This is a genomic window from Quadrisphaera sp. INWT6 (genome assembly GCF_015390235.1).
Taxonomy (GTDB): domain Bacteria; phylum Actinomycetota; class Actinomycetes; order Actinomycetales; family Quadrisphaeraceae; genus Quadrisphaera.
In genome coordinates this window covers 316,397-343,363 of the sequence record NZ_VUOH01000004.1, presented here as the reverse complement: position 1 = coordinate 343,363, position 26,967 = coordinate 316,397, and the positions used below count along the sequence as shown (strand labels likewise).

The following is a 26,967-nucleotide window of genomic DNA, read 5'->3' as shown; positions in this document are numbered from 1 at the left end:
GAACACCTGTCGGATATGATCACTGCATGAGCGCACCGGTGGGAGCCCCGGCGTCGCCGGCCCTGCCCGGCCCGGCGGGCAGGGCGCGCGCCGACCTCGAGCTGGCCTACGGGCGGCTCGACGCCGTCGGCTCCGAGCCGTGGCTGGAGCCCGCCCCCGACCGCCCTGACCGCCCCGACCCCGGTGACGCGGCCGAGCGCGACGCCGCGTGGTGGGCCTGGTGCGCCGAGCAGGTCGCCGCAGGCACCGGCGCCGCGGCCGACCCCTTCGTGCGCGAGGCAGCCTCCGCCCACTGGGCCCGCCTCACCACCGAGGCAGCCGCCCGTGCCCGCGCCGAGGAGGCCGCCGCCGAGGCCGAGCGCCGCGAGCGCCAGCGCCGCTCCGACGCCGTGAGCGCCTTCTCGCGCTGGATGGCCGGCGCCGACGAGGCCACCCGCGCCCGGGTGGAGGAGGCGCGCGCCGAGCTCGCCGCCCAGCGCGAGGCCGACGCCCACGTCGAGCTGCTGCGCGCCCGCCAGGCCGTCATCGGTGCGGCTCAAGGCGCCCAGGTGCGTGCCCTGGGCGCACTGGCACCGCTGTACGCACCGGCACTGGCCGCCCCGGGCTCCGAGGGGTCCCTCGACGCCCCCGAGCTGGGTGACCTCGACGCCCTCGTGGCCGAGGTGGCGCCCGCGCTCGCCTGGACCGACCACAACGCCACCCGCCGGCTGCGGTACGCCCGGCGCCTGGTGGCGTGGGCCCCGCACACGATGGCCCGGCTGGACGCCGGGGAGGTCGACCTGTCCAAGGCCCTCGTCGTCGCCGAGCGCACGGTCTGGGCCGACGAGGCCGTGGCCCTCCGCGTCGATGTCGAGCTGTTCGGCGAGGGCGGCTCGGGCGTCGGCCTGAACACCGCCGAGCTGCGCACCGAGGCCGACCGCCTGCTGGCCCGGCTCGACGCCGCGGCGGTCCGCAAGCGGTCGCGGGCGGGTGTCGCCGCCCGCGGGGTGCGGGTGCGGGTGCTGCGCGACGGCCTCTCGCGCCTGGAGGTCACCGGGCCCACCCCCGCGGTCGCCGCGGTGGACTCCCACCTCGACGCCGTCGCCCGCGCGAACCTCGCCGAGGCCCGCGCCGCCACCGCGGAGGGACGCACCCCCGCCGACGGCGGGGACCCCTGGGCCGACCCGGACGGTCCCGACACCGACGCGCGGGGCCTCGACGCCCACCGCTTCGACGCCCTCACCTCCCACGCCCTCACCGCGCGGCCGGCGGCCCCGGGGGCGGCACGGCCCGTCGCTCCGCTGGAGCTGCTGGTCACGCTGCCCGGACTCGTGGGCGCGACCGACGACCCCGGGCTGCTGGAGGGCTGCGGCTGGGTGCCGGGGTGGCTCGTCGAGCAGGCCCTGGCCTGGGGCTCCTGCCGCCTGCGCCGCGTGCTGACCGACCCGTACACGGGCGACCTCGTCACCGTCGACGGCCACACCTACCCCGCGTCCTGGCTGCGAGGCAGCGACCCCGACGGCGGTGGGGGCGGGGCCCCCGGTCCCCCTCCGGGCACGGGGCCGCCGCCCGGGGGCCGCTTCCGCGGGCTGCCCGTGCAGCAGCTGCCACCGACTCCCGCCGCCGACGACGTCCTCGGACCCGAGCTGTCCGACGCCGAGGTCGAGCAGCTCGTCGATCAGGCCCTCGCGCACGGCGACGACCCCTGCGCCGACGGCAACTGCTCCCCCGTCGACCCCGCCGACTGCCCCGTGACGCGGGCCGGTGGCGGCGCCCACGACCCACCAGCGGCCCTGGCCCGCCTGGTGCGCCGCGCCTGGGGCCGGTGCACGGGCCCGGGGAGCACGCGGCGGGCGTCGCGGGCCGACCTCGACCACGTCGTCGCCCACGGGGCCGGCGGGCCGACGTGCGCCTGCAACCTCGACCCCAAGAGCCGGCGCTGGCACGGCCTCAAGCACGGCACCGACCGGGTGCGGTGGCGCTCGGCCACCGCAGCGGCTCCGGCGCCGTGGCAGCGGCGCTTCCAGCACTGGCGGTGCGACCAGGGCTCGGCGCACTGGGTGACGCCCCTGGGGCGCCGCCACGCGGTCCGGCCCCGACGTCCTGCCGAGCCGGTGGGCCGGTTCGCGCGCCTCCAGGCCCCGGTGCGGGTGCTCGGGCCCGGGGTGGGCCTCGTCGAGCTCACGGGGACGAGCGGCGCGGTGCCGGCTCCGAGCGCCTTCCCCGACGAGCCCTGCTTCTGACCGATGAGTTCCCGGGAGCCGCGCCGTCCACCAGAGGACGGACGCACCTGAGGAGAGGACCAGCGATGCCCGAGATGGTGACCTGCCTGTGGTTCGACGGCCGCGCCGAGGAGGCGGCGCAGCGCTACACGTCCCTGTTCCCGAACAGCAGCATCGACGCCGTGGTGCCCTCGCCGGCCGACAACCCCAGCACCCCGGAGGGCGGGGTGCTCACCGTCGAGTTCACCCTCGACGGCCGGCGCTTCCTGGGCCTGAACGGCGGCCCGCAGTTCACGCCCAACGAGGCGACGAGCATCCAGGTCATGTGCGCCGACCAGGCCGAGGTCGACCACTACTGGTACGGGCTCCTGGAGGGCGGCGGCACGGAGAGCGACTGCAGCTGGCTGAAGGACCCGTGGGGCTTCTCGTGGCAGATCGTCCCGGTGCGGCTGACCGAGCTCATGGCCGACCCGGACCCCGTCAGGGCCCGGGCCGCCATGCGGTCGATGATGACGATGCAGCGCATCGACATCGCCCGGCTGGAGCGCGACGTCGCCGCCGCGGGCTGAGCGGGCCGGGAGGGCTACTCGGGCGCGACCTCGCCGGCCTGGACCTCCTGCAGCTCGCGCTCGGGGGTCTGCGACGCCTGCGGGTCGGCGTTGGCCCCGGGCAGCCCGCCGGTCTTGCCGACGCCCTGCTCGTGGCCGCTCGCGCTGGGGGTGCTCTCTTCGCTCATGGCTCCTGCCTACCCCCACCAGCTGCGTGCGGCACCCTGGGCGGGTGAGCGCCCCCACGTCGCCGCCCCGCCCACCGGCGGGCGAGCACCAACTGCGTCCGACGCAGAGGTGGCTGTGGCTGGGGCTCGCGGCCAGCGCGGGCCTGGCCCTGCTCGACCTGGTGCTCGCCGTCCTGTCAGGAGACCCGGCGGCGGCGAACATCTCCGGCACCCTGGCGCTGGCCCCCACGCTGACGGCCATCGGCGGGGCCCGCAGGCACGTGGTGGTGGTCGGGCTGCTGGCGGCGGCCCTGGCCGCGCTGATGTGCGTGGTCGACGGGACGCCGATGCTCACCACCATCGCGAGCGCCTCGGTGGTGGCGGTCGCCACGAGCGTGGCCGCGGCCGTCGCCGGGGTGCGGCAGTCGCACCTGGCGCAGCTGCAGGACCGCCGCCAGGCGGCGCGCACGCTGCAGGCGGCGATGCTCACCCACCTGCCCGACCCCGAGCAGCTGGAGCTCGCCAGCCGGTACGTCCCCGCCAGCCAGGGCGACCAGGTGGGGGGCGACTGGTACGACGCGCTGGTCGACCGCGACGGGTCCACCACGCTCGTCATCGGCGACGTCACCGGCCACGACATCGCAGCGGCGGCCGCGATGGGGCAGATCCGCGCGGTGCTGCGCGCCTACGCCGTCGAGGGGGGCCAGCAGCCCTCGCAGGTGCTGACCCGCACCGAGACCGCCTTGGAGCGCCTCGGCATCGACGCGCTGGCGACCGCCGTCGTCGTCCGCGTGACCCGCCCCGAGGTCGACGGCGCCCCGCTGTGCATCACGTGGTCGAGCGCCGGCCACCCGCCGCCGGTCCTGCTGCTGCCGGGTGGCTCGGGTGGCTCGGGTGGCTCGGGTGTCAGAGCGACCCCGCTGGAGGCGCCGGCCGACCTGCTGCTCGGGGCGCTGCCCGGGGTGCCGCGCGCGGACCACACCGCCGAGCTCCCCCTGGGGGCCACGCTGGTCCTGCACACCGACGGACTGGTGGAGCGGCGGGACACCGACCTCGACACCGGGACGCGCCTGCTCTGCGCGGCGATCGAGCGGGAGGCCCACCAGGGCCTCGACCAGATGCTCGACACCGTCATCCCCGCCGTGCTGGAGGGCCGGCACGACGACGACGTCGCCGTCCTCGCCGCCCGCGCCCGCCGCTGAGGTCACCGCCCGTCGCGCAGCGCCTACTCTGGACGGCGAGATGACGACGACGACCGCCGGACCCGACCCCGAGGTGCTGCGCAGCGGTCTGGTGGCCACCACGCTGCGCGACGAGGCGCGGCTGCGACGCCGCCTGGCCGGCGCCGAGCGCGCGAAGGGTCCGCGGCGCGCCGCGCAGCTCGCCGAGGTGGCCGAGCAGCTCGTCGCGGCGCAGGCGCGCCTGGCGGCGCGGGCGGGCGCCGCGAGCACCCAGCCCATCAGCTACCCCGACCTGCCGGTCAGCGACCGCCGCGACGACATCGCCGCCGCCATCCGCGACCACCAGGTGGTGGTCGTGGCGGGCGAGACCGGCTCGGGCAAGACGACGCAGCTGCCGAAGATCTGCCTCGAGCTGGGCCGCGGCGTGCGGGGCCTCATCGGGCACACCCAGCCCCGCCGCATCGCCGCCCGCGCGGTGGCCGAGCGCGTCGCCGAGGAGCTGGGCACGCAGGTCGGCGGGACCGTGGGCTACGCGGTGCGCTTCACCGACGAGGTGGGCCCGGAGAGCCTGGTCAAGCTCATGACCGACGGCATCCTGCTGGCCGAGGTGCAGCGCGACCCCGAGCTTCTCGCCTACGACACGATCATCATCGACGAGGCCCACGAGCGGTCGCTGACGATCGACTTCCTCCTGGGGTACCTGCACCGGCTGCTGCCGCGCCGTCCCGACCTCAAGGTCGTCATCACCTCGGCGACCATCGACCCGCAGCGCTTCGCGGACCACTTCGCCAGCGCCGTCGGCGAGGTCCCGGTGGTGGAGGTCTCCGGGCGCACCTTCCCGGTCGAGGTCCGCTACCGGCCGCTCAGCCTCGACGAGGCAGCGCTGGGGGGCGAGGGGGGCGAGGGGGGCGAGGACGACGACGAGCTCGAGGGCGACCCCGACGACGAGGGCGTCGACCACTCCCAGGACCGCGACCAGACCGAGGGCGTCATCGACGCCGTCGCCGAGCTCACCGCGCTGGGCGACGGCGACGTGCTCGTGTTCCTCTCCGGCGAGCGCGACATCCGCGACACCGCCGACGCCCTGACCGCCGCCATCGAGCGCCGCGAGATCCCCGGCCTGCGGGCCGCCGGGTCGGGCGGCGCGGGCGCCACCGAGGTGCTGCCGCTGTTCGGCCGCCTGTCGGCCGCCGACCAGCACCGCGTGTTCTCCGCCCCGGGGGCGGGCACGTCGCGGCGGATCGTGCTGGCCACCAACGTGGCGGAGACGTCGCTGACGGTGCCGGGCATCCGGTACGTCGTCGACACCGGCACGGCCCGCATCTCCCGGTACTCGGCGCGCACCAAGGTGCAGCGACTCCCCATCGAGCCGGTCAGCCAGGCCAGCGCCGCCCAGCGCTCCGGCCGCTGCGGGCGCGTGGCCGACGGCGTCGCCATCCGCCTCTACAGCGAGCGCGACCTCGAGGCCCGCCCCCGGTTCACCCAGCCCGAGGTGCAGCGCACGTCGCTGGCCAGCGTCATCCTGCAGATGGCCTCCCTCGGTCTCGGTGCCGTGGAGGACTTCCCCTTCCTCGACGCCCCCGACCGCCGCCAGGTGCGCGACGGCCTGGCCCTCCTGCACGAGCTCAGCGCCATCGACGACCCGGCCGCCGCCCCCGCCGGCGCCAGCCCGAGGCTCACCGAGATCGGCCGGCGGCTCGCGCAGGTGCCCGCCGACCCGCGCTTCGCGCGGATGCTGCTGCAGGCCGACGTCGAGGGCGTGGTCCCCGAGCTGCTGGTGCTGGTCGCCTCGCTGTCCGTCCAGGACGTGCGCGAGCGCCCCCTGGAGAACGCCGACGCCGCCCGCGAGAGCCACCGGCGCTTCGCCGACGAGCACTCCGACTTCGCCTCCACGCTGAACCTCTGGGCCTACCTCACCGAGCAGGCCGCGGAGAGGTCCTCGTCCTCGTTCCGCAGGATGTGCAAGGCGGAGTTCCTCCACCACCTGCGGATCCGCGAGTGGCAGGACGTGCACGCCCAGCTGCGCCGCGTGCTGCGCCAGCTCGGCGTCCAGGCCCCTTCGGGCGCCGAGGCCGCGCGCGTGCGCACCGGCGAGGAGCTCGACGCCGTCCGCGAGCAGGTGCACACCGCGCTGCTGGCGGGGCTGCTCACCCAGGTGGGCACGAAGGACGAGCGCGCCGAGGAGAAGGGCGCGCGCGACAGGGACAGGAGGCGCAGGGGCCCTGCCGAGTACCTGGGCACCCGCGGCACCCGGTTCGCCATCGCGCCCGGGTCGGTGCTGGCCAAGCGCTCGCCGTCGTGGGTGGTGGCCGCCGAGCTGGTGGAGACCTCCCGGCTGTGGGCCCGCGTGGTGGCGAGGGTCGAGCCCGAGCAGGTGGAGCGCCTCGCGGCGCACCTGGTGGTCCGCAGCCACTCCGAGCCGCGGTGGAGCAAGCAGCGCGGCTCCGCCGTCGCCACCGAGCGCGTCACCCTCTACGGCCTGCCGCTGGTGGCCGGGCGGACCGTGCAGCTCGCGCGGCTCGACCCGGAGGCCGCCCGCGACCTGTTCATCCGCCACGCCCTCGTCGGCGGCGAGTGGGACGCCGGGAGGGCCGGCGGCGCAGCGGTGGCGTTCGTGGACGCGAACGCGCGCACGGCGGAGCAGGTCGAGGAGCTGCAGGCCCGCACCCGCCGCCGCGACCTGCGGGTCGACGACGAGGCGCTGGTCGCCTTCTACGACGCGCGCCTGCCCGCCGACGCCACGAGCGCCCGCGCGTTCGAGTCCTGGTGGCGCCGAGAGCGCCGCACCCGCCCGGACCTGCTGACCCTCACCGTCGCCGACCTGACGACGGGTGAGGCGGAGGTCGGCGAGGCGCCGACGTCGTGGAGCTCGGGAGCCTTCGACCTGTCGCTGAGCTACCGGTTCGACCCCCGCGCCAGCGACGACGGCGTGACGGTGCACGTGCCGCTGGCGGTGCTGGCCCAGGTGCCCGAGACGGGTCTGGACTGGGGCGTGCCCGCGTGGCGCACCGAGCTGGTGACGGCGCTGCTGCGGGGGCTGCCGAAGCCGCTGCGGGTGCAGCTGGTGCCGGTGCCCGACACCGCCCGCGAGGTGGCGGCGGCCCTGCCGGAGGTCCCGCCCGCCGGGGTGCGCCTGGTCGACGCCGTCGCCGAGGTGCTGCGCGCGCGCCGCGGCGTGGTCGTGCCGCCGGACGCCTGGGACTCGCGCAAGCTCGCGGAGACCGCCCCCCACCTCCTCCCGACCTACGCGCTGGAGGACGCCGACGGGCGCGTCGTGGCCACCGGCAAGGACCTCGCCGCGCTGCGCGAGAGGACCGCCGGCGCCCAGCGCGCCGCCGTCGTGCAGGCCGTGACGGCGGGCGCGAAGGCGTCGGGGCAGCAGCTGGAGCACGAGGCGCTGACGTCGTGGCCGGCCGGTCTGGTGCTGGCGGAGCAGGTGGAGACCGCCGCGCCGGACGGGCGGCCCGTGGTGGGCTTCCCGAGCCTGGTCGTGGAGGGCGCTGCGAGGGCGGTCGCGGTGAGGGTGCTGGCCACCGAGCCGGAGGCCGCCGCGGCCCACCCGGCGGGCGTGGCGCGCCTGGCGCGCACGGTGGTGGCCAACCCCACCAAGGCGCTGCTCGACGGCCTCGGGACCCCGGGGAAGCTGGCGCTGGCGCGCTCGCCGCACGGCAGCGTCGACGCGCTGCTCGCCGACTGCGCCGACGCCGCCGTCGACCACCTCGTGCTCACCCGGGCGCCCGGCGGCGGGCTGGGCGTGCGCGACGCCGCCGCCTTCGACGCCGTCCTGCGCGCCGTGCGACCCGACGTGCTGGCCACCACGAAGACCGTCCTCGGCCTGGTGCAGCGGGTGCTGAAGTCGGCCCGCGACGTCGAGCACGCCCTCGACCGGACCCCGGCGTCGCTGCCGCTGGTCGCGTCCCTGGCCGACGTCCGCGCCCAGCTCGGCGTGCTCGTGCCCGCGGGCTTCGTCGCCCGCACCGGGCTCGAGCGCCTGCCCGACCTGCAGCGCTACCTGCAGGCGCTGCTGCGCCGGCTCGAGGTGCTGTCCAGCCCCCAGGCCGTGCAGCGCGACCGGGACCGCACCGGCGTCGTCCAGCGGCTCGAAGCCGACCTGGAGCGCGCCGTCGCGGCGCTGCCCTCGGCCCGCCGCACCGCCCGCGAGGTGCGGGCGGTGCGCTGGATGCTGCAGGAGCTGCGGGTCAGCCTCTTCGCGCAGACCGTCGGGGCCAGCGGCCCGGTGAGCGAGAAGCGCGTGGCCGCGGCGATCAGCGCCCTGCGCTGATCGTCACGAGGAGGTCAGGAACCCGAACCCGGGGACCACGACGCCCGCCTCGCGCAGCACGCCCACCACGAGCAGCAGCAGGAACCAGGCGGCCGCGAGCGAGGAGGTCACCAGGCCCAGCAGCACCGCGCGCCCGTTCGAGGCGTCGCCGTCGAGCACCCGCTGCCGGGCGCGCAGCGACAGCCACAGGCCCGCCACGCCCCCGAGGGCGAACAGGGGCACCACCACGCCGATGACGAGCGAGACGACGCCCACCACGGCGGCGAGCCGGCCGAGCCCGTCGTTCTCCCCCGGCACCCGCGGCACGGCGCCCGCCCCTCAGGAGCCGGTGGCCGCGAGCCCGCGGCGCTGGAGCAGCGGCTCCACGCGCGGGTCGCGGCCCCGGAAGGCGCGGTAGGCCTCGGCGAGGTCGACGGTGCCGCCGCGCGAGAGCACCTCGCGGGCGAAGGCGGCGCCGTTCTCGCGGCGCAGCCCGCCGTTCTCGGCGAACCACTCCACGGTGTCGGCGTCGAGCACCTCGCTCCACAGGTAGGAGTAGTAGCCGGCCGAGTACCCGCCCGAGAAGACGTGGTTGAAGCACGTGGTGCGGTACCGCGGCGGCACGAGGGCGAGGACGTCGGCGGGGATGCCGGCGTCGTCCAGCGCACGGGCCTCGAAGGCCTCGACGTCCTCGGCGGACACCGACTCCCCCGGGGCCAGCTGGTGCCAGGCCTGGTCGAGCAGCATCGCCGCGACGATCTCGGTGGTGGCGAAGCCCTGGCCGTGGGACTGCGCCGCGAGCAGGCGCTCGACCTGCGCGGCGGGCAGGGGCTCCCCCGTGGACCAGTGGCGGGCGTACCCCGCCAGCACGCCGGCGTCCCACGCCCAGACCTCGTTGACCTGGCTGGGGTACTCCACGAAGTCGCGCGGGACGCTCGTGCCCGACAGGCGCGGGTGGCGCACGTCGGACAGCAGGCCGTGCAGCGCGTGCCCGAACTCGTGGAACGCCGTCGTCACCTCGTCGGGGGTGAGCAGCGCCGGGTCGCCCGCCGCGGGCTCGGGGATGTTGAGCACGTTGTAGACCACCGGCCGCGCGGCCGGGCGGCCCGGCAGCGCGCTCTGGTCGACGAAGTTGCTCATCCACGCGCCACCGCGCTTGGACTCGCGGGCGAAGAAGTCCCCGAGGAACAGGCCGACGGAGGCGCCGCCCTCGTCGAAGACCTCCCAGGTGCGCACGCCCGGGTGGTACGTCGGCAGCTCGGGCCGCTCGGTGAAGGTCAGGCCGTACAGGCCGGTGGCCGCCGCGAAGACGCCGCGGACCACGGCGTCGAGCTCGAAGTACGGCTTGAGCTCGGCCGGGTCGAGGTCGAAGCGGCGGGCGCGCACCCGGGCTGCGGCCCAGGTCCAGTCCCAGGGGGCGAAGTCGGCGGCGGCGGCCTGCCCGGAGGCCTCCAGCTCGGCGGCCAGCTCGAGGGCCTCGCCGCGGGCGTTGCTCGTGGCGGCCGGCACCACCGAGCGCAGCAGCTGCTCGACGGCCTCGACGCTCGGGGCCGTCGCGTCGGCGATGACGTGCTCGGCGTGGTGGGCGGCGCCCAGCAGACCGGCGCGCTCGGCGCGCAGCGCGGTGATGGCGCTGACCAGGGGGCGCACGTCGTGCTCACCGGCCAGGCCCCGGGAGACCGACGCGCGGAAGACCCGTTCGCGCAGGCCGCGGTCGTCGAGGGAGGCGATGACGGGCTGGTCGACCGGCAGCGAGAGCGGCAGCACCCAGCCCTCCAGGCCGCGCGAGGCGGCGGCCGCGGCGGCGCTGGCGCGCTCGCCCGCGCCCAGGCCGGCCAGCTCGGCCTCGTCGGTGACGTGCACCGCGAGCCGGTTGGCCTCGGCGAGCAGCTGCGTGCCGAACTCGGTGGTCAGGCGGCTCAGCTCGCCGTTGATCTCGCGCAGCCGCTCCTTCGCGGCGTCGTCCAGGGCGGCGCCGGCGCGCTCCAGGTCGCGGCGCCAGCGGTCGAGGACGGCGCGCTGCTCGGCGTCGAGGGGCTCCTCGCCCACCGCTGCCAGACGGGCGTGCAGCCGGGGGTCGAGCAGGACCGCGTCCCAGTGGGCGCTCAGCTCCGGGGCGACCTCGGCCTCCACCGCGCGCAGCTCGGGGGTGGAGCTGGAGGAGACCAGCGCGTGGAAGGTGTTGGAGGCCCGCGCGAGCAGCTCACCGGAGCGCTCCAGCGCCTCGACGGTGTTCGCGAACGCGGCGGGCGCGGTCTCGGCGGCGACGGCCTCGACCTCGGCGCGCTGCTGCGCCATGCCCTCGCGCAGCGCGGGGAGGAGGTGCTCGGTGCGCAGCCTGTCGAACGGCGGCAGGCCGTGCGGGAGGGTGCTCGGTGCGGCCAGGGGGTTGGTGGGGTCCAGCACCCCCTCGACGCTAGCGGAGGGGTCCGGTAGGACGAGACCGTGCACCCCCGAGGCCAGATCAGCCCCCAGAGCAGCAGCTGGAGCCGCCGAGCCGTCCTCGCCTCCCTCGGCGCCGCCGCCGGTGCGGCGGGCGCGGGTGCGGCGGGCGCGGGTGCGGGCGCCGCTGCCGCACCGCCGGCCGCGCCCGACGTCGACGACCTGCTGGCCTCCCCGGGCTTCGTCGTGGCCCACCGCGGCGGCTCGCGCGACTGGCCGGAGATGTCGCTGCACGCGTACGCGAGCGCCGCCGACCTCGGGGCCGACGCCCTGGAGCTGTCGCTGTCGCGCACGGCCGACGGCGTGTGGTTCGGCCTGCACGACGGCACCCTCGACAGGACGTCGGGCACCACCGGCTTCGTGGCGGCGAAGCGCACCTGGGCCGAGGTCAACGCCTTCCGCATCAGCCCCGCCGGCACGCGCGACCCGCAGCAGCCCACCCGGCCCTACGCGCGGCTCGAGGCGGTGCTGGAGCGGTGGGGCGGACGCCGGGTGCTGTTCGTCGACCCCAAGGCCGTCGAGGCCCGCTTCCACGGCGAGCTGGTCACCGCGCTGCGCCGCGTGCCGTCGTCGCAGGACTGGGTGGTGGCCAAGGCGCCGGTGGCCACCACCGGCTGGGCCGCCGCGGCCCGCCGCGAGGGGTGGCGCAGCTGGGGCTTCTGCTGGGCGAGGGAGTTCGACGCCGACCCGCAGCTGCTGGCCCGGACCGCGGCGTCGTGGGACCTGCTCGGCCTCGACGTCGGCGCCCCCGACGCCCGGTGGGCGGAGGTCCGCGGCCTCGGCAGGCCGGTGCTGGCCCACGTGCTGACGACGTCCGCGCAGCTCGACCGGGCCCGCGCGCTGGGGGCCGCGGGCGCCGTCGTGTCCGACGTGGCGGCGGTCCTGCCCGGAGGGGCCCAGCGATCGCGCTGAGGCGGCCGCAGCGCCACGATGTGCGCTGTGTCCGCCGAGCAGAGCGCTGAGGAGCTCCACCGCCGCCTCGAGCCGGTGGCCCGCGCGGGCTTCGTCGTCTCGGGGCTGCTGCACGTGCTCATCGGGGTGCTCGCGGTGCGGATCGCGCTCGGAGGCGGGTCGGGCAGCGGATCGGGGAGCGCTGACTCCAGCGGGGCGCTCGGGGAGGTCGCGGCCACGCCCTTCGGGGCGTTCGCGCTGTGGGCCGCCGTCGTCGCCCTGGCCGCCCTCGGCCTGTGGCAGCTGCTCGACGGGGCGCTGCGGGCCCGGGCGCGCGAGGCGGGGGACGCCGCGAAGGGGTTCGGCAAGGGCGTCGTGTTCCTGGCGCTCGCCGCGACGGCGCTGACGTTCGCGCGCGGCGGCTCGTCGTCGTCGGAGGGCTCCACCGACGACGCCACGGCGACCCTCATGGCCTCCCCCGGCGGGGTGCTGCTCGTGGGGGCGGTGGGCCTGGCGGTGCTCGGCGGGGGCGGGTACCTCGTCTACAAGGGGTGCTCCCGCAAGGTCCGCGACGACCTCGACGGCGGCGCCGGTGGGAGGGGCGGCCGCCCCCCGGGCGGGGCCCTGTGGGCGGGACGCGCGGGGTACGTCGCCAAGGGCGTCGCGCTGGCCGTGGTGGGCGTGCTCTTCGTCGTCGCGGCCGTCCGGGCCGACCCCTCCCAGGCCGGAGGCATCGACGCGGCGATGCGCACGCTGGTGGGCGCGCCCTTCGGCGTCGCGCTGCTGGTGGCGGTGGGCGCGGGCTTCGTGCTCTACGGGGTGTGGAGCTTCGTGCGGGCCCGCTGGGGCTCGCCCTGAGCGCGCTGCGCCGCCTGCTCGACCGCGACGGCGACGGCGAGGTCTCCGACGACGTCGAGGACGGCGCGCGCGCCACCCGGGAGCGCCTGGAGCCGGTGGCGCGGGTGGGCTACGCGATCAGCGGCGTGCTGCACGTGCTGATCGGCGTGCTGGCGGTCCGCCTGGCGCTGGGGGTGCGCGGGGGCAGCGCCGACCAGAGCGGGGCGCTGGCGGCGGTGGCCGGCACGCCGGGCGGGCAGGTGCTGCTGTGGGCGGCGAGCGCGGCGCTGGCGGCGCTGGCGGTCTGGCACCTGGTCGACGGCGCGCTGGAGCTGCGGTGGCGCCAGCACGGCGACGGCGTGAAGGACCTCGCCAAGGGGCTGGTCTACAGCGCGGTGGTGGTGACGGCGGCGACGTACGCCGCCGGCGGCGAGACGGACACCGAGGACACCAGCGACGACGTCACCGAGCAGCTGATGGAGAACCTCCTCGGCACGCTGGCGGTGGGGGCCGCGGGCCTGGCGGTGCTGGGCGTCGGGGTCTACCACGTGGTCAAGGGGGTGCGGCTGCGCTTCCGGGACGACGTGCGCCTGCCCGAGGGCCCGGGGCGGATGGCCGTCGACGTCGCCGGGGTGCTCGGGTACACCGCCAAGGGGCTGGCGCTCGGCGTGGTCGGGGTGCTGTTCGTGGGGGCGGCCGCCACCAACGACCCGCGCGAGGCCGGCGGGCTCGACGCCGCGCTGCGCGCGCTGCTGGAGCTGCCCGCCGGGCCCGGGGTGCTGGTGGCGGTCGGCACGGGCTTCGCGGCGTACGGGGTGTACGCGGCGGTGAGGGCGCGCCTGGGCCACCTGTAGGGCACGTGCGGGAGCCGGAACAAACGGGTGTCACCCGCCTGTTGCCGTGCCCGTGACCCTGACCGACACCGAGACCCGCTCCGAGATCCACCCCCTGCTCTCCACCCGCTGGAGCACCCGCGCCTTCGACCCCGAGCACGTGCTCGACGACGGCGCCGCCGCCCGCCTGCTGGAGGCCGCGCGCTGGTCGCCCAGCGCCAGCAACACCCAGCCCTGGCGCCTGGCGCTGGCCCTGCGCGGCACCCCGGAGCACCAGGTCCTGTTCGACAGCCTCATGGGCTTCAACCGCGCCTGGGCCGCCAGCGCCTCGGCGCTGGTGCTCGTCGCGGTGCAGCGGACCACCCCCGAGGGCAAGGAGCTGCGCTGGGCCGACCTCGACGCCGGGCAGGCGCTGGCGCACCTGACGGTGCAGGCCGCGGCCGACGGCCTCGTGGTGCACAGCATGGGCGGGTTCGAGGTCGACGCCGTGCGCGCCGCCTACGACGTCCCGGACGGCGTCGAGCCGCTCGTCGTGGTGGCCGTGGGGCGCCAGGGCGACCTGTCGGTCCTCGACGAGAGGACCCGCGAGCGCGAGACCGCCCGCGAGCGCCTGCCGCTGCCGGAGCTGGTGCTGCGGCTGGCCTGAGACCGGGACGAGGCACCGGTGAGGCACCTGCTCGAGCCCGCCCGTCCGCACGGGCGGTTCGACCCGTCGCTGGAGCCCGCTCTGGTGGTGGACGACGGCGACGTCGTCGCGGCGTCGACGCTCGACTCGGGGTGGCACGCCCCGGAGCAGACCGAGGAGGCGCTGCGGTCGGGCGTGCTGGAGCGCTGGGCCGCCCACGACCCCGTCCGGGACCCGGGCCACGCGCTCACCGGTCCGGTGGCCGTGCGCGGCGCGGTGCCCGGTGACGTGCTCGAGGTGCGCGTCCTCGACGTGCGTCCCGGCGCCTGGGCGCTGACGGGCGCCGGCTCGCGGGAGACGTACGCCGACCGCGCCGCCGGCGTCGACGGGCTGCCCCGCGAGGTGCTGGTGTGGCGGCTCGACGCCGAGCGGCGCCGCGCCGTCGACCAGTTCGGCGACGCCGTCGCGGTCCGGGCCTTCCCGGGGCTGGTGGGCACCTGCCCCGCCGTCCCGGCCGGCGCCGGGCCGCGCTCGACGGTGCCGCCGCGGCGCACCGGCGGCAACGTCGACTGCCGCGAGCTGGTGGCCGGGTCCGCGCTGTTCCTGCCGGTGGAGGTGACGGGGGCGCTGCTCTCGTTCGGCGACGGGCACGCCGCGCAGGGCGACGGCGAGGTGGCCGGTGTGGCGCTGGAGTGCCCGCTGGAGCTGCTGGAGCTGCAGCTCGTGCTGCACCGGGACGGCGGCGGGGCCAGCGGGGTGGCGCTGCCGGGCGGACGGCCGTGGGCCACCGCCCCCGCGGGGCTCGTGGTGCTGGGCACGGGCACCTCGCTCGACGAGGCGGCGGCCGACGCCCTCGGCGGGGTGGTCGACCTGCTGGTCGCCCGCCACGGCCTCAGCCGGCAGCGCGCGCTGGCGCTGGCCTCGGCCGCCGTCGACCTGCGCGTCACGCAGGTGGTCAACGGCGGCGTCCACGGGGTGCACGCCGTGCTGCCGCCGGGCAGGGTGGAGATCGCCGGCTGACGGCGCCCGCCCCGGGTCGCCAGAGATCTGTCGTGCACGATATGTTCTGGTCACAGCACCAGCCCCGAACCACGAGGAGACCCAATGCCCACCCGCACCGCGCGCACCGCCTGGAACGGCACCCTCGAGCAGGGCTCCGGCCAGGTCGAGCTCACCAGCTCGGGCGTCGGCACCTACACGGTGTCCTTCCCCAAGCGCGCCGCTGACGACGCCGACGGCACCACGAGCCCCGAGGAGCTCATCGCCGCGGCGCACTCCTCCTGCTTCGCGATGCAGCTGTCCGCGCTCATCGCCCAGGCCGGCGGCACCCCGCAGTCGCTCGAGGTCAAGGCCGACGTGTCGCTCGGCCCGGACTCCGCCGCCGGCGGGTTCAAGCTGACCGGCATCAAGCTGACCGTCGTCGGCGAGGTCGAGGGCCTCGACGAGGCCGGCTTCCAGAAGGCCGCCGCCGACGCGAAGGCCGGCTGCCCCGTCAGCAAGGCGCTCACCGGCGTCGAGATCACGCTCGACGCGTCGCTGGAGTCCTGAGACCCCAGCGGGTCAGGCCCCGGTGCCCCCCACGGGGGTGCCGGGGCCCTCTGCTGCCAGCACCGACCCCTCGCGCAGCTGGAGCCGCTTGAGCAGCACCACGGTGGTGCCGTTCTCGCCCGGCTCGAAGTGCAGCTCGTCCATCAGCACCCGCATCAGCCCCAGGCCGCGCCCGTGCGTCAGCTCGGCGATCGGCCCCTCCTCGCGGACGTCGGCCGCGGCCTGCTCGGGGTCGAACCCCGCCCCGGAGTCGACGACCTCGATGCGGCACCAGACGCCCTCGACCGAGACGCGCACCTCGAAGTCGCTGTGCCCGCTGGCCGCAGCGCCGGCGTGCTGGACCACGTTCGCGCACGCCTCGGTGACCGCCAGGGCGATGTCGTCGATGCTCTCGCGCCGCACCCCGAGCTCGCGCAGGGTGGCGGTGGCCAGGTGGCGGACCACCGGCACGTGCCGCACGTCGGTGGGCAGGCGGAGCCCGTAGCTGAGGTGCACGGGATCCTCCAGGTCGTCGGCCGGTGCGCTGGCGCGCAGGGTGCGATGATGGCACGGCACGCCCCGTGCACAGCGCCCCACGCCCCGTGAGCGCCGGACCGACGACGACGGCTGGAGCTCCGTGCCCGACACCGCACAGGAGACGGCACAGGAGACGGCGCTGGAGGCGGCGGCCGCGGCGTGCGCCGACGAGCCGATCCGCGTGCCGGGCAGCGTGCAGCCCCACGGCCACCTGCTGGCCGTCGACACCCGCTCGCCGGGCGCCCTGCCCGTGCTGACCGCGTCGGCGGGCGCCGCCGCCGCGCTCGGCCCGCAGGCGGTGGCCGGCGGCGACCTGGCGGAGCTGTCGGGACCGCTGGCCGACCTGGTGCGCGCCGTCGCCTCCGGGGAGGACGCGGAGGCCAGCACGCCCGCCCCCGTCGAGCTGCCGTCCGGGTCGGGCCGCCTGCACCACGCCGTCGCCCACCGGGTCGACGGCGGCACCGCCGTCGTCGAGCTCGAGGCCGCCGAGGGCGACGAGGGGCCCGGCAGCCCCTGGCACCTGCAGCTGCCCCCGGTGCTGCGCCGCCTGCAGGACGCGCGCTCGGTGGCCGGGCTCGCCGAGGGCCTGGCCACGGGGGTGCGCCACCTCACCGGCTTCGACCGCGTCATGGTCTACCGCTTCGACGCCGAGTGGAACGGGGAGGTGCTCGCCGAGGACCGCCGCGACGACCTCGAGCCCTTCCTCGGGCTGCGCTACCCCGCCTCCGACATCCCCGCGCAGGCCCGTGCGCTGTACGCGCGGCAGTGGCTGCGGATCATCCCCACCTCCACCTACGAGGCGCTGCCGCTGGAGCCGGCGCTGGTCCCCGGACCGGCCGGCGCCCAGCCGCTCGACCTGTCGCTGGCGCAGCTGCGCAGCGTCTCCCCCGTGCACCTGCAGTACCTGCGCAACATGGGCGTCGCCGCCTCGATGTCCATCTCTCTCCTCCACGGCGACCGGCTCTGGGGCCTCATCGCGTGCCACCACTACGCCGGGCCCCACCGCCCGAGCGTCCCCGTGCGCACCGCGGCGGAGTTCCTGGGGCGCACCGCGTCGCTGCTGCTGCCGACCGTGGTGGGTCGCGAGGCCGACGCGCAGGTGGTGGCCTCGGCGCGGGTGCGCGCCCGCCTCACCGAGCTGCTCGCCGAGCACCTGGCCCTGCCGGTGGAGGCGCTCACCCGCGAGGAGGTGACCGTCGCCGACCTCGTGCCCTGCGGCGGGGTCGCGGTGCGCCTGCACGGCGAGCTGCGCCTGCTCGGCACCACCCCGCCCGAGGGCGTGGTCACCGCCCTGTCCGACCGGTTCGCCGCGGACCTCGAGGAGGGCCGCGAGCTGACCCCGCTGGTCACCTCGGCGGCCGCCGCCGACGCCCCCTGGCTGGGCGAGGAGGCCTGGGCCGAGGCCAGCGGCGTGCTCGCCGCACCCGTGGTCGGCGGTCAGCCCGGCGACCTGGTCGCCTGGTTCCGCCCCGAGGTGCTGCGCGAGGTCACCTGGGGCGGCGACCCCCGCTCGTCCAAGGTCGTCGAGGACCGCGGCGGGCACCTGCGCCTGTCTCCGCGGCGCTCCTTCGACGCCTGGAGCGAGACGGTGCGCCGCACCGCCACCGCGTGGGCGCCGCACGAGGTCGAGGCCGCGCTCGGGCTCGCCCAGCACCTGTCCGACTCGATGCTGCGCGAGGTGGAGCGGACCAACCGGCTCGCCACCGCGCTGCAGCAGACGCTGCTGCTGGAGAAGCTGCCCGACGTCCCCGGCCTCGACCTGGCCGTGCGGTACGTGCCGCACAGCGACGACGTCGTCGGCGGCGACTGGTACGACATCGTCCCGCTGCCCGACGGCCGCACCGCCGTCGTCCTGGGCGACGTCGCCGGGCACGGCCTGGCGGTGTCGGCCATCAGCGCCCAGATGCGCAACGCGCTGCGTGCGCACGTGCTCGCCACCCGCGACCCCGCGCAGGCCCTCGACCGGCTGAACGAGCTCGTGACCTCCCTGATGGCCGGCGAGCTCGCCACCGCCGTCGTCGTGGTGGTCGACCCGGCCACCGGGCGCGCGCAGGTCGCCGGGGCCGGGCACCCGCCGCTGGTGGTCCGCGGGGCCGACGGCGCCGCGGCCCTGGTCGACCAGGTGAGCCCCGGCCCCGCGCTCGGGCTCCTCGACGACGCCGCGTACGAGGCCGGCGAGGTCCGGCTGGAGGCCGGCGGGGCGCTGGTCCTGTACTCCGACGGCCTCGTGGAGGAGCGGCGGAGCAGCTGGGAGGAGCGCCTGGAGCGGGTGCTCGAGACCGCCAGCGGACCGGTGGCCTCCCTCGACGGGCTGTGCGACCGCCTGCTCCGCTCGGTCTCGGCCCGCGCCGACGACACGACAGTCCTCGCCGTCGGCTGGACTCCGTAGGGTCGGGGGGTGAGCGTCCCTCCCGTCGCCCCCTCCGCCCCGCCCGTCGCCGACAGGGAGCGCGTCGAGCGCACCCACCACGGCGACGTCGTCGTCGACGAGCACGAGTGGCTCCGCGACACCGACGACCCGCGCGTGCGCGCGCTGGTCGAGGCCGAGAACGCCTGGGCCGCCGCCAGCACCGCCCACCTGGAGCCGCTGCGCGAGCGGCTCTTCGAGGAGGTGAAGGGACGCACCCAGGAGAGCGACCTGTCCGTGCCCGCCCGCGACGGCGCGTGGTGGTACTACCGGCGCACGGTCGAGGGGCAGCAGTACGGGTTGCTGTGCCGCGTCGCCGTCGAAGCAGCCTCCGCGGTCGACGGACCTGACGGGTGGACGCCGCCGGTGCTGCCGGAGGACGGGTCCGCGCTGCCGGGCGAGCAGGTCATGCTCGACGGCAACGTCGAGGCGCCCCGTCTGGGCGGGGAGGCCTTCTTCGCCCTCGGGGCGGCGTCGGTCAGCCCCGACGGGCAGCTGCTCGCCTGGTCGACCGACACCACCGGTGACGAGCGGTTCACCCTGCGGGTGCGCGACCTGGTCACGGGGGCCGACCTCGACGTCGCCGTCCCGGGGCTGGGCCACGGCGCCACCTGGGGCTCGGACTCGCGCACGCTGCTGTACTCCGCCGTCGACGAGGCCTGGCGCCCCCACGAGGTGCGCCGCCACGTCGTCGGGGAGAGCTCCCCCGACGGCGAGGGCGACGCCGTCGTCCTGCGCGAGGACGACGAGCGGTACTGGCTCGGCGTCGGGCGCACCCGCTCGGGGCGGTACCTGGTGCTGTCCAGCGGGTCCAAGACCACCTCGGAGGTGTGGCTGCTCGACGCCGGCGGCGTCGACCGCGCCCCCGGGGAGGAGCCCCTCTCCGTGGCGGGCCGCCGCGAGGGCGTGGAGCACCACGTCGACCACGCGGTGCTCGGCGGTCACGACGTCCTCCTGGTGCTGCACGACGACGGCGCCCCCGACTTCGAGCTCGCCCAGCTCGACCCCGCCGACGTCGGGGAGGGCGCGCACGAGCGCTGGCGGGTGATCGTGCCCCACGAGGAGGGCCGGCGCCTGGAGGACGTCGACGCGTTCGCCGGGCACGTGGCGCTGTCGTGGCGGCGCGAGGCGACCCCCCGCGTCGCCGTCCTGCGCGTGCAGCCCGACGGGACGCTCGGCGCCCCGGTCGAGGTGGCGTCGCCGACGGCGCTCGCCTCGAGCGGCGTGGCGTCGAACCCGTCGTTCGAGGCCCCGCTGCTGCGGCTGCAGCAGACCTCGTGGACCACGCCGACCCGCGTGGTCGACCTCGACCTGTCGGGCGGCCCGTCCGACGGCGAGGTGCTGCTGCGCCGCCAGACCCCCGTGCTCGGCGGGTACGACGCGGCCGACTACGTCGAGGAGCGCACCTGGGCCACCGCCCCGGACGGCGTCCGGGTGCCGGTCTCGGTGGTGCGCCGCGCGTCGGTGGCGGCCGCCGGCGAGCCCGCCCCGGGGTACCTCTACGGCTACGGCAGCTACGAGGTCAGCCTCGACCCGTGGTTCTCCACGTCGCGGCTGTCGATGCTCGACCGGGGCGTCGCCTTCGCCGTCGCCCACGTGCGCGGCGGCGGGGAGATGGGCCGCCACTGGTACGACGACGGCAAGCTCACGCACAAGCGGAACACCTTCACCGACTTCGTGGCCGTCGCCGAGCACCTGGGAGCCGCCGGGTTCGTCGACCCCTCACGGCTGGTGGCGTCCGGGGGCTCGGCGGGCGGGCTGCTCGTCGGGGCGGCGCTGAACCTCGCGCCGCACCTGTTCACCGGGGTGAGCGCGGCGGTGCCGTTCGTCGACCCGCTCACCACCATGCTCGACGAGTCGCTCCCCCTGACCGTCCCCGAGCAGGAGGAGTGGGGCGACCCGATCCGCGACGCCGCGGCTTACGCGCTGATCAAGAGCTACTCCCCCGTCGAGAACCTCCCGGCCGGGGGCTCGCCCGCGTGGGGCACCTGGCCGCGGGTGCTGGTCACCACGAGCCTCCACGACACCCGGGTGCTGTACGTGGAGCCGTTCAAGTGGGTCTCCCGCATGCGCCTGCTCTCCGGCGACGGCGCGCCGCAGGTGCTGCTGAAGACGGAGGTCGACGGCGGGCACGGCGGCCGCTCGGGGCGCTACGAGGCGTGGCGCGAGCGGGCCTTCGAGGACGCCTGGGCCCTGGACGTGCTCGGCCTGGCCTGAGCGTCAGTGCGGCTCGCGGCTGACCTCCGGTCCGCGTGGACGCCGTCGCGCCACGACGCGCCTGGCCCCCCGGGCCGGGGTGCGGCAGGCTCGCCCTCGTGGCCGAGGTCGTGCTGTTCCACCACATCCAGGGGCTGACCGCGGGGGTGCGGGGCTTCGCCGACGCGCTGCGGCAGGACGGGCACGTCGTGCACGCGCCCGACCTGTTCGACGGCCGCACCTTCGGCTCGCTCGAGGACGGGTTCGCCCACGCCCGTGCGGTCGGGCTGGACCTGCTCCGGCAGCGGGGCGCCGCGGCGGCCGGGGGGCTCGGTGACGGGACCGGCGACGGGCTCGTCTACGCCGGCTCCTCGTTCGGGGTGACGATCGCCCAGCAGCTGGCGCAGATCCGTCCGGGTGCCCGCGGGGCCCTGCTGCTGCACTCCTGCCTGCCGGTCTCGGAGTTCGGGACCTCCTGGCCGGAGGAGGTGCCGGTCCAGGTCCACGGCAAGGACCCCGACGAGTTCTTCCTGGAGGACCTGCCCGCCGCCCGCGAGCTGGTCGCGTCGGCTCCCCGGGGCGAGCTGTTCACCTACCCCGGGGAGGAGCACCTGTTCGCGGACTCCTCGCTGCCGTCCTACGACCCGGTCGCCGCGGCCCTGCTCCTGGAGCGGGTGCGGGCCTTCCTCGCCGCCGTCTGACGGAGGTCCGGGGGCGCTGTCGGTGGCGGCGTGCAGAGTGGTCCCCCGTGACGGACGTTGCGACTCCTGCTGTGACCGACCTGCGCGACGCCGCCGAGCAGCACCTGCGGGCCCTGGCGGGTGAGGGCGCCCGCCTCCGCGACGACCAGTGGGCCGCCATCAGCGCGCTGGTCCAGGAGCGCCGGCGCGTCGTCGTCGTGCAGCGGACGGGGTGGGGCAAGTCGGCCGTGTACTGGGTGGCCACGGCGCTGCGCCGCCGGCACGCGGAGGTCGGCGGGGCGGGGCCGACGCTCGTCATCTCGCCGCTGCTGGCGCTCATGCGCGACCAGGTCGCCGCGGCCACGCGGTCGGGCCTGCGGGCGGTGACGCTGAACTCCGCGAACGTCGACGACTGGTCGAGCATCGAGGAGCAGATCGCCGACGACGAGGTCGACGTGCTGCTGGTCAGCCCCGAGCGGCTCAACTCGGTGGGCTTCCGCCAGCGGGTGCTCCCCCGGCTCGCGCCGCGCCTGGGTCTGCTCGTGGTCGACGAGGCGCACTGCATCTCCGACTGGGGCCACGACTTCCGCCCCGACTACCGCCGCCTCGCCTCGGTGCTCGCGGGGCTGCCGCAGGGCACGCCGGTGCTGGCGACGACGGCGACGGCCAACTCCCGCGTCTCCGCCGACGTCGCCGCGCAGCTCTCCGCCGACGGCACCCCCGCGCTGACGCTGCGCGGGCCCCTGGACCGGGAGGGGCTGGCCCTGTCGGTCGTTCCCACCCCCGACGTCGCGCACGCGTACGCGTGGACCGCGCAGTTCCTGCGGGAGAGCGCCGGCAGCGGCATCGTCTACACGCTCACCGTCGCCGAGACCGAGCGCCTGGCGCAGTTCCTCGCCTCCCCCGAGGGGGGCGGCCAGGCGGTGGCCGCGTACTCCTCGGCCACCGACCCGGCCGAGCGCGAGCGCCTGGAGGCGGCGCTGCTGAGCGGTGAGCTGCGCGCCCTGGTCGCCACCTCCAGCCTCGGCATGGGGTACGACCACCCGCGGCTGGCCTTCGTCGTCCACCTCGGGGCGCCGAGCTCGCCGGTGGCCTACTACCAGCAGGTGGGCCGCGCCGGCCGCGCGCTGGGCGCCGCCGTCGGGGTGCTGCTGCCGACGGCCGCCGACGAGCGGATCTGGGCGTACTTCGACTCCACCGCCTTCCCGCCCGAGCCGGTGGTGCGCCGCGTGGTCGACGCGCTCGAGAGGCTGAGCGGTGGGCAGGAGGGTGTGGGCCTGCCCAAGCTCGAGGTCGAGGCGGGCCTGCGCCGCGGGCGCCTGGAGGCCCTGCTGAAGGTGCTCGACGTCGACGGCGCCGTCGAGCGCGTCGCCGGCGGCTACCGCACCACGGGCGAGCCGTGGCACTACGACGCCGAGCGGATCGCCGGGGTCGCCGCCGCCCGCCGCGCGGAGCAGGCGGTCATGCGCCGCTACGCCGCCACTCCGGCGCAGGCCGCCCCCGGCAGCGAGCCCTGCTTGCTGCGCCTGCTGCGCGCCGAGCTCGACGACGACGGCGCCGCTGACTGCGGTCGCTGCTCGGCCTGCACCGGCGCGCTGCCCGCCCCGGGCCTGGACGTCGACCCGGAGCTGGCGGCCGTGGCGCTGCGGCACCTGCGCAGCCAGACCACCGTGCTGGAGCCCCGCAAGATGTGGCCCTCGGGCGTGCAGTCGCTCGGGCGCCGCGGGCGCATCGCCGAGGGGGCCCGCGCCGAGCCCGGCCGGGCGCTGGCCATCGGCGAGGACCCGGCCTGGGGTGCGGCCGTCGGTGACGTGCTGCGCTCGGGGGCGCTCAGCGAGGAGGTCCTCGACGGCTGCGTGCGCACGCTGTCGCGCTGGGGGTGGCCGGCCGGACGGCCCGCGTGGGTGACGTGGCTGCCGGGCTCGTCCGCCGGCGAGGCCGTGGCGCGGGGGCTGGCCGAGCACCTCGGCGAGGTGGGCCGGCTGCGGGTGGTGCCAGCGCTGGCCGCCGTGCCCGGGGCGCCCCTGGAGCCGCCGACCCGTGAGGGCGCAGGCCCGGCCCCGGCGTCTGCCGCCGCCGCGACCGCGCTCGCCCGCCTGGAGCTGTCCGACGAGGGCCGTGACGCGGTCGCTGCCTCCGGCGGGGCGCCGCTGCTGCTGGTCGACGCGACCACCCGCTCGGGCTGGTCGCTCACCGTGGCGAGCGCGCTGCTGCGCGAGGCGGGCAGCGGCCCGGTCTACCCGCTGGCGCTGCTCAAGCGGACCTGAGGCCCGCCGCCGACGTCAGCCGAGGGTCTCCACCGCGAGGCGCACGACGTCGCCGAGGCCCACGCCCTCCGCCGTCCTGACCGACCTCTTCACGGGGAGCACGTACGCGCCGCCCTCGCGGCCCTCGGGGAAGACCGACGTCGTCCACCGGCTGCCGCCGAGGGTGACGCGCACCCTCACCGCCCCGAAGCCCGCGCGCGGGCGGGGCACGTCGGCGATCTCGTCGGAGGCGTCCAGCGGCAGCCGTGCGAACACCCACTCGTCGGTGCGCGATTCCCAGCGCCACAGCTCGGCGTCGAACTCGTAGCGCGTGCCTCCACCGCCCATGCATCCAGCCTGCCGCAGCGGCGCGGCGGGCGGTTGGCAAGATGGCGCGGTGCACCACGATCCGCGACCGCCCGAGGGACCCGTGGGGCCCTACGGCTCGGTGTCGATGTCGCCGGAGCGGCCCGAGGTGCTCGTGATGACCGGGGAGGTCGACGTCGCCGTCAGCGACGAGGCGCTCGCCGAGCTCTCGACGTGGACCGGGGTCCGCGTCGTCGACCTCAGCGCCGTCACCTTCCTCGACTCCTCGGGCATGCGGCTGGTGGCGCAGGTCGCGCGCCTGGTGCGCCCCCACCGCCTCCGGGTGGTCGGCGCGAGCAAGCAGCCGCTGACCGCGCTCAAGCTCTTCGGCGCCGACCGGATCACCGACCTGGTCGAGGGCTGATCAGCCGAGCTGGAGCGCTGCTCGGATCCCCGCCGCGACCTCCTCGGCCTGACCCGGCGCGTAGCGCTGCCGCGGTCCGAGGAACAGGCGCAGCCCGTCACCCCGGGAGCGCGGCACCACGTGCAGGTGCACGTGCGGCACGCTCTGGCTGACCACGTTGTTGAGGAGCAGCAGGGCGCCCTCGGCGCCGGCGGCGCTCTCGACGGCGCGCTGCAGCGCCTGGCTGGTGTCGAGCCACTCCTGGGCGAGGTCGCGGGGCAGCTCGTCGTAGGTCTGCACGTGCACGGTCGGCACCACCAGCACGTGCCCCGGGAAGAGCGGGTGGACGTCGAGGAAGGCGACCAGCCGGTCGCTGCGGTGCACCTCGTGGGCGGGCGAGCGACCCTCGACGATCGCGCAGAAGACGCAGGGCCGGTCCGAGCCGCGCGGGCTGTAGTCCTGGGGCACCCCGGTCACCTGCCCAGCGCGGCGCAGGTGATGCAGCGGGTGGCCGTCGGGCGGGCCAGCAGGCGGCCGGGGGCGATCGGGCCGCCGCAGCGGGCGCAGGTGCCGAAGGTGCTCGTCGCGACGCGGGCGAGGGCCTCGTCGACCTCGCGGACGCGGGCCAGCTGCCGGTCGCGGACGGCGCTCGCCTGGGCGCGCTCGAAGGCGATGGTGGCGCCCTCGGGGTCGTGCTCGTCGTCGGTGTTGGCGCCCTCGGTGGCCTCGACCACCCCGGCGATCACGCGGTCGAGGTCGCGCACGGTGGCGAGGGCCGCCGCGCGCTCGGCCCGCAGGAGCGCCTCGACCTCGGCGGTGCTGTCGGCGGTGCTGTCGGCCGTGCTCACGGCCGGAGCATCGTCACGCCCGCCGGGGCGGTGCCGGCGTCCATCGCGCGCACCAGCGCCTCGACCCCCGCGGCGTCGGACAGCGGGAGCCACCGCTCCACGAGCGCGGCCGGGTCGAGCCGCCCGCTGGTGACCAGGCCCAGCAGCTCGGGGTAGGCGCGGGCGTCCATGCCGTGGCTCCCGAGCAGCGAGAGCTCGTGGCTGACCACCCGCGGCACCGGCACCACCGGGTCGCCCGCGAGCAGTCCCACCTGCACGTGCCGCCCGCGGCGCGCCAGCGACAGCAGGCCCGCGGTCATCGTCTCGGGGCGCCCGGCGGCGTCGAGGCTGACGGCGGCGCCGGCGGGCCGCACACCGCGGACGGCCTCGGCGACCTCCGCCGGTGCCAGTCCGCGCGTGACGACGGCGGCCGCCGCCCCCAGCGCCGTGGCGCGCTCCAGCGCGGCCGGGTCGACGTCGGCGGCGACGACGTCGGCGCCCAGCGCCGCGGCGATCATCACCGCGGACAGGCCCACCCCGCCGCACCCCAGCACGAGCACCACCTCGCCGGCGCGCACCCGGGCCAGCTGGGCGAGGGCCCGGTGGGCGGTGGCGAAGCGGCACCCGAGGAGGGCCGCGGCCCCGGCGTCGACGTCGTCGGGCACCTCGACGAGGTTGGTCGCGGCGTCGTGCACCAGCACCTGCTCGGCCCAGGAGCCGTGGTGGGTGAACCCCGGCTGGGTCTGCGCGCTGCACACCTGGCCGTCACCGCTGCGGCACTCGGCGCAGCGGCCGCAGGCGCACACGAAGGGCGTCGTCGCGCGGCGCCCCACCCACGAGGGGTCGACCCCGGTGCCGACCGCGGCCACCCGCCCCACCAGCTCGTGGCCCGGGACGTGGGGCCGGTCGGCGCTGGCGGTGACGTCGCCGTCGTGGCCGGCCCAGGCGTGGACGTCGCTGCGGCACAGGCCCGTCGCCTCGACGGCGACGACCGCGGCCCCGGGGGCGGGCTCGAGGTCGGGCAGGTCGACGAGCTCGAGGGGTCCGTGGAAGGCCGTGTACTGCAGCGCGCGCACCGCGGGAGGCTACTGCTGGCCCGCGACACCTCCAGCGACCTGCCCGGACGCCGCGAGCGCGGCCTCGACGTGCAGGCGGGCCGAGGGCAGCAGCGGCACGGGCGAGTCCTCCGGGCGCACGAGGAGCTCCAGCTCGGTGCAGCACAGCCCGACGGCCTGGGCGCCGCGCTCCACCAGGTCGGCCACCACCGCCGCGACGGCGGCGCGCGTGCTGTCGGAGAAGACCCCGGCGCACAGCTCGCCGAAGACGGCCTCGTCGACGCGGGCGACCCCGGCGGCGTCGGGGACGACGACGTCGACGCCGCGAGCGGCGAGCCGCTCGGCGTAGAAGGGCTCGGTCATGGTGCCGCCCGCGCCCAGCAGGCCCACGGTGCGCGCGCCGCGGGCGAGCGCGGCGTCGGCGACGACGTCGGCCAGGTGCAGCAGCCGCGCGCCCCGCTCGGCGAGGGCGCGCTCCAGCGGCCCGGCGGCCTTGTGCATGTAGTTGGTGGCGACCAGGACGACGCCCGCTCCCCCGTCGGCGAGGGCGAGCCCCTCGCGCCGCAGGAGCTCGGCGGCCTCGTCCCAGCGGTCGGTGAGCTGGAGCTCGCGGACGCCGGCGAAGTCGAGGCTGCGCACCAGCAGGTCGGCGCTGGCGAGCGGGGAGGCGGCCCCGCGGGCGTCGCGGACGAGCTCGTTGGCGAGGCGGTAGTAGAGGGCGGTCGACTCCCAGCTCATGCCGCCGAGGACGCCGATCGTCGACGTCGAGGTGGTGTTCATCCCTCCACGGTGGGGTG

General features: G+C 77.1%; 24 protein-coding genes. 15 read left to right on the top strand and 9 right to left on the bottom strand.

Translation table 11 applies throughout. The features are described from left to right. The first annotated feature begins 26 nt into the window (after positions 1–26). Positions 27–2,222 (top strand): DUF222 domain-containing protein, encoded by a 2,196-nt coding sequence (locus F1641_RS14115; RefSeq protein WP_194906603.1) that lies wholly within the window; start codon positions 27–29, stop codon positions 2,220–2,222. A 65-nt stretch (positions 2,223–2,287) separates the two neighbouring features. Then, entirely contained in the window at positions 2,288–2,770 is a 483-nt protein-coding gene (locus tag F1641_RS14110) for a VOC family protein (RefSeq protein WP_194906601.1), read from the top strand. A 14-nt stretch (positions 2,771–2,784) separates the two neighbouring features. Here the strand turns inward: F1641_RS14110 and F1641_RS14105 are convergent, their stop codons facing one another. Beyond that, positions 2,785–2,937 carry a hypothetical protein gene (locus F1641_RS14105; protein WP_194906599.1) on the bottom strand — a complete coding sequence of 51 codons (153 nt, stop codon included), beginning with the start codon at positions 2,935–2,937 and terminating at the stop codon, positions 2,785–2,787. A gap of 44 nt (positions 2,938–2,981) precedes the next feature. Here F1641_RS14105 and F1641_RS23345 point away from each other — a divergent pair, with 44 nt between their 5' ends. Further along, positions 2,982–4,118, top strand: coding sequence for a PP2C family protein-serine/threonine phosphatase (locus tag F1641_RS23345; protein WP_194906597.1), 1,137 nt, complete (start codon positions 2,982–2,984; stop codon positions 4,116–4,118). Between the two features lie 40 nt (positions 4,119–4,158). Next, the gene (gene hrpA / locus F1641_RS14095; RefSeq protein ID WP_194906596.1) at positions 4,159–8,379 is read left to right on the top strand and encodes an ATP-dependent RNA helicase HrpA; all 4,221 of its coding nucleotides are present in this window, start codon (positions 4,159–4,161) and stop codon (positions 8,377–8,379) included. Positions 8,380–8,382: 3 nt separating this feature from the next. Here hrpA and F1641_RS14090 read toward each other — a convergent pair whose 3' ends face one another. Then, positions 8,383–8,685: a hypothetical protein gene (locus tag F1641_RS14090; protein WP_194906594.1), complete on the bottom strand. Its 303-nt coding sequence runs from the start codon at positions 8,683–8,685 to the stop codon at positions 8,383–8,385. A 12-nt stretch (positions 8,686–8,697) separates the two neighbouring features. Beyond that, entirely contained in the window at positions 8,698–10,764 is a 2,067-nt protein-coding gene (locus F1641_RS14085; RefSeq protein WP_194906593.1) for a M3 family metallopeptidase, read from the bottom strand. 39 nt (positions 10,765–10,803) lie between these two features. On the opposite strand from F1641_RS14085, the gene F1641_RS14080 reads away from it, so the two are divergent. The 6 genes from F1641_RS14080 (at position 10,804) to F1641_RS14055 (ending at position 15,534) form a co-directional block, all read left to right on the top strand. Next, positions 10,804–11,712 carry a glycerophosphodiester phosphodiesterase family protein gene (locus tag F1641_RS14080; RefSeq protein ID WP_194906591.1) on the top strand — a complete coding sequence of 303 codons (909 nt, stop codon included), beginning with the start codon at positions 10,804–10,806 and terminating at the stop codon, positions 11,710–11,712. 18 nt (positions 11,713–11,730) lie between these two features. Beyond that, on the top strand, positions 11,731–12,549 hold the full coding sequence (locus F1641_RS14075) for a DUF1206 domain-containing protein (RefSeq protein ID WP_194906589.1): 819 nt from the start codon (positions 11,731–11,733) through the stop codon (positions 12,547–12,549). Continuing rightward, positions 12,513–13,382, top strand: coding sequence for a DUF1206 domain-containing protein (locus tag F1641_RS14070; RefSeq protein ID WP_206691191.1), 870 nt, complete (start codon positions 12,513–12,515; stop codon positions 13,380–13,382). The genes F1641_RS14075 and F1641_RS14070 overlap by 37 nt, the downstream gene beginning before the upstream one ends. Positions 13,383–13,428: 46 nt before the next feature. Then, positions 13,429–14,007, top strand: coding sequence for a nitroreductase family protein (locus F1641_RS14065; protein ID WP_206691190.1), 579 nt, complete (start codon positions 13,429–13,431; stop codon positions 14,005–14,007). Positions 14,008–14,025: 18 nt separating this feature from the next. Next, positions 14,026–15,006: an acetamidase/formamidase family protein gene (locus tag F1641_RS14060; protein WP_194906587.1), complete on the top strand. Its 981-nt coding sequence runs from the start codon at positions 14,026–14,028 to the stop codon at positions 15,004–15,006. An 84-nt stretch (positions 15,007–15,090) separates the two neighbouring features. After that, positions 15,091–15,534, top strand: a complete 444-nt coding sequence (locus tag F1641_RS14055; RefSeq protein ID WP_194906584.1) for an OsmC family protein — start codon at positions 15,091–15,093, stop codon at positions 15,532–15,534. A 12-nt stretch (positions 15,535–15,546) separates the two neighbouring features. Here the strand turns inward: F1641_RS14055 and F1641_RS14050 are convergent, their stop codons facing one another. Beyond that, positions 15,547–16,029 carry an ATP-binding protein gene (locus tag F1641_RS14050; protein WP_194906582.1) on the bottom strand — a complete coding sequence of 161 codons (483 nt, stop codon included), beginning with the start codon at positions 16,027–16,029 and terminating at the stop codon, positions 15,547–15,549. Positions 16,030–16,150: 121 nt separating this feature from the next. Between F1641_RS14050 and F1641_RS14045 the strand changes: the two genes are divergently transcribed. From F1641_RS14045 to F1641_RS14030, 4 genes are all read left to right on the top strand, one after another. After that, positions 16,151–18,439 carry a SpoIIE family protein phosphatase gene (locus F1641_RS14045; protein WP_194906580.1) on the top strand — a complete coding sequence of 763 codons (2,289 nt, stop codon included), beginning with the start codon at positions 16,151–16,153 and terminating at the stop codon, positions 18,437–18,439. A 9-nt stretch (positions 18,440–18,448) separates the two neighbouring features. Then, a complete protein-coding gene (locus tag F1641_RS23340; protein ID WP_194906578.1) occupies positions 18,449–20,674 on the top strand; it encodes a S9 family peptidase in 2,226 nt (741 codons plus the stop codon). A 98-nt stretch (positions 20,675–20,772) separates the two neighbouring features. Continuing rightward, complete coding sequence (locus tag F1641_RS14035; protein WP_194906576.1) at positions 20,773–21,354, top strand: dienelactone hydrolase family protein; 582 nt, start codon at positions 20,773–20,775, stop codon at positions 21,352–21,354. 71 nt (positions 21,355–21,425) lie between these two features. After that, the gene (locus F1641_RS14030; RefSeq protein WP_219729560.1) at positions 21,426–23,600 is read left to right on the top strand and encodes a DEAD/DEAH box helicase; all 2,175 of its coding nucleotides are present in this window, start codon (positions 21,426–21,428) and stop codon (positions 23,598–23,600) included. A gap of 15 nt (positions 23,601–23,615) precedes the next feature. On the opposite strand, the gene F1641_RS14025 is transcribed toward F1641_RS14030, so the two are convergent. Beyond that, positions 23,616–23,927, bottom strand: a complete 312-nt coding sequence (locus F1641_RS14025) for a DUF1905 domain-containing protein (RefSeq protein ID WP_194906572.1) — start codon at positions 23,925–23,927, stop codon at positions 23,616–23,618. A gap of 49 nt (positions 23,928–23,976) precedes the next feature. Here F1641_RS14025 and F1641_RS14020 point away from each other — a divergent pair, with 49 nt between their 5' ends. Then, on the top strand, positions 23,977–24,309 hold the full coding sequence (locus tag F1641_RS14020; protein WP_194906570.1) for an STAS domain-containing protein: 333 nt from the start codon (positions 23,977–23,979) through the stop codon (positions 24,307–24,309). On the opposite strand, the gene F1641_RS14015 is transcribed toward F1641_RS14020, so the two are convergent. The 4 genes from F1641_RS14015 to F1641_RS14000 are packed head-to-tail and all read right to left on the bottom strand — an operon-like array spanning position 24,310 to position 26,950. Beyond that, positions 24,310–24,765, bottom strand: coding sequence for an HIT family protein (locus F1641_RS14015; protein WP_206691189.1), 456 nt, complete (start codon positions 24,763–24,765; stop codon positions 24,310–24,312). Continuing rightward, on the bottom strand, positions 24,762–25,136 hold the full coding sequence (locus F1641_RS14010; RefSeq protein WP_194906568.1) for a TraR/DksA family transcriptional regulator: 375 nt from the start codon (positions 25,134–25,136) through the stop codon (positions 24,762–24,764). The genes F1641_RS14015 and F1641_RS14010 overlap by 4 nt, the downstream gene beginning before the upstream one ends. After that, on the bottom strand, positions 25,133–26,191 hold the full coding sequence (locus tag F1641_RS14005) for a zinc-binding dehydrogenase (protein ID WP_194906566.1): 1,059 nt from the start codon (positions 26,189–26,191) through the stop codon (positions 25,133–25,135). Before F1641_RS14005 ends, F1641_RS14010 begins: the two co-directional genes overlap by 4 nt. Before the next feature lie 9 nt (positions 26,192–26,200). Continuing rightward, positions 26,201–26,950 carry an aspartate/glutamate racemase family protein gene (locus tag F1641_RS14000; protein WP_194906564.1) on the bottom strand — a complete coding sequence of 250 codons (750 nt, stop codon included), beginning with the start codon at positions 26,948–26,950 and terminating at the stop codon, positions 26,201–26,203. Positions 26,951–26,967 lie beyond the last annotated feature (17 nt).

What these genes read in the sequence shown, in the direction of transcription:
- F1641_RS14115 (WP_194906603.1), top strand. Translation starts at nt 27, where the DNA reads ATGAGCGCACCGGTGGGAGCCCCGGCGTCGCCGGCCCTGCCCGGCCCG.
- F1641_RS14110 (WP_194906601.1), top strand. Translation starts at nt 2,288, where the DNA reads ATGCCCGAGATGGTGACCTGCCTGTGGTTCGACGGCCGCGCCGAGGAG.
- F1641_RS14105 (WP_194906599.1), bottom strand. Translation starts at nt 2,937, where the DNA reads ATGAGCGAAGAGAGCACCCCCAGCGCGAGCGGCCACGAGCAGGGCGTC.
- hrpA (WP_194906596.1), top strand. Translation starts at nt 4,159, where the DNA reads ATGACGACGACGACCGCCGGACCCGACCCCGAGGTGCTGCGCAGCGGT.
- F1641_RS14075 (WP_194906589.1), top strand. Translation starts at nt 11,731, where the DNA reads ATGTGCGCTGTGTCCGCCGAGCAGAGCGCTGAGGAGCTCCACCGCCGC.
- F1641_RS14055 (WP_194906584.1), top strand. Translation starts at nt 15,091, where the DNA reads ATGCCCACCCGCACCGCGCGCACCGCCTGGAACGGCACCCTCGAGCAG.
- F1641_RS14025 (WP_194906572.1), bottom strand. Translation starts at nt 23,927, where the DNA reads ATGGGCGGTGGAGGCACGCGCTACGAGTTCGACGCCGAGCTGTGGCGC.
- F1641_RS14000 (WP_194906564.1), bottom strand. Translation starts at nt 26,950, where the DNA reads ATGAACACCACCTCGACGTCGACGATCGGCGTCCTCGGCGGCATGAGC.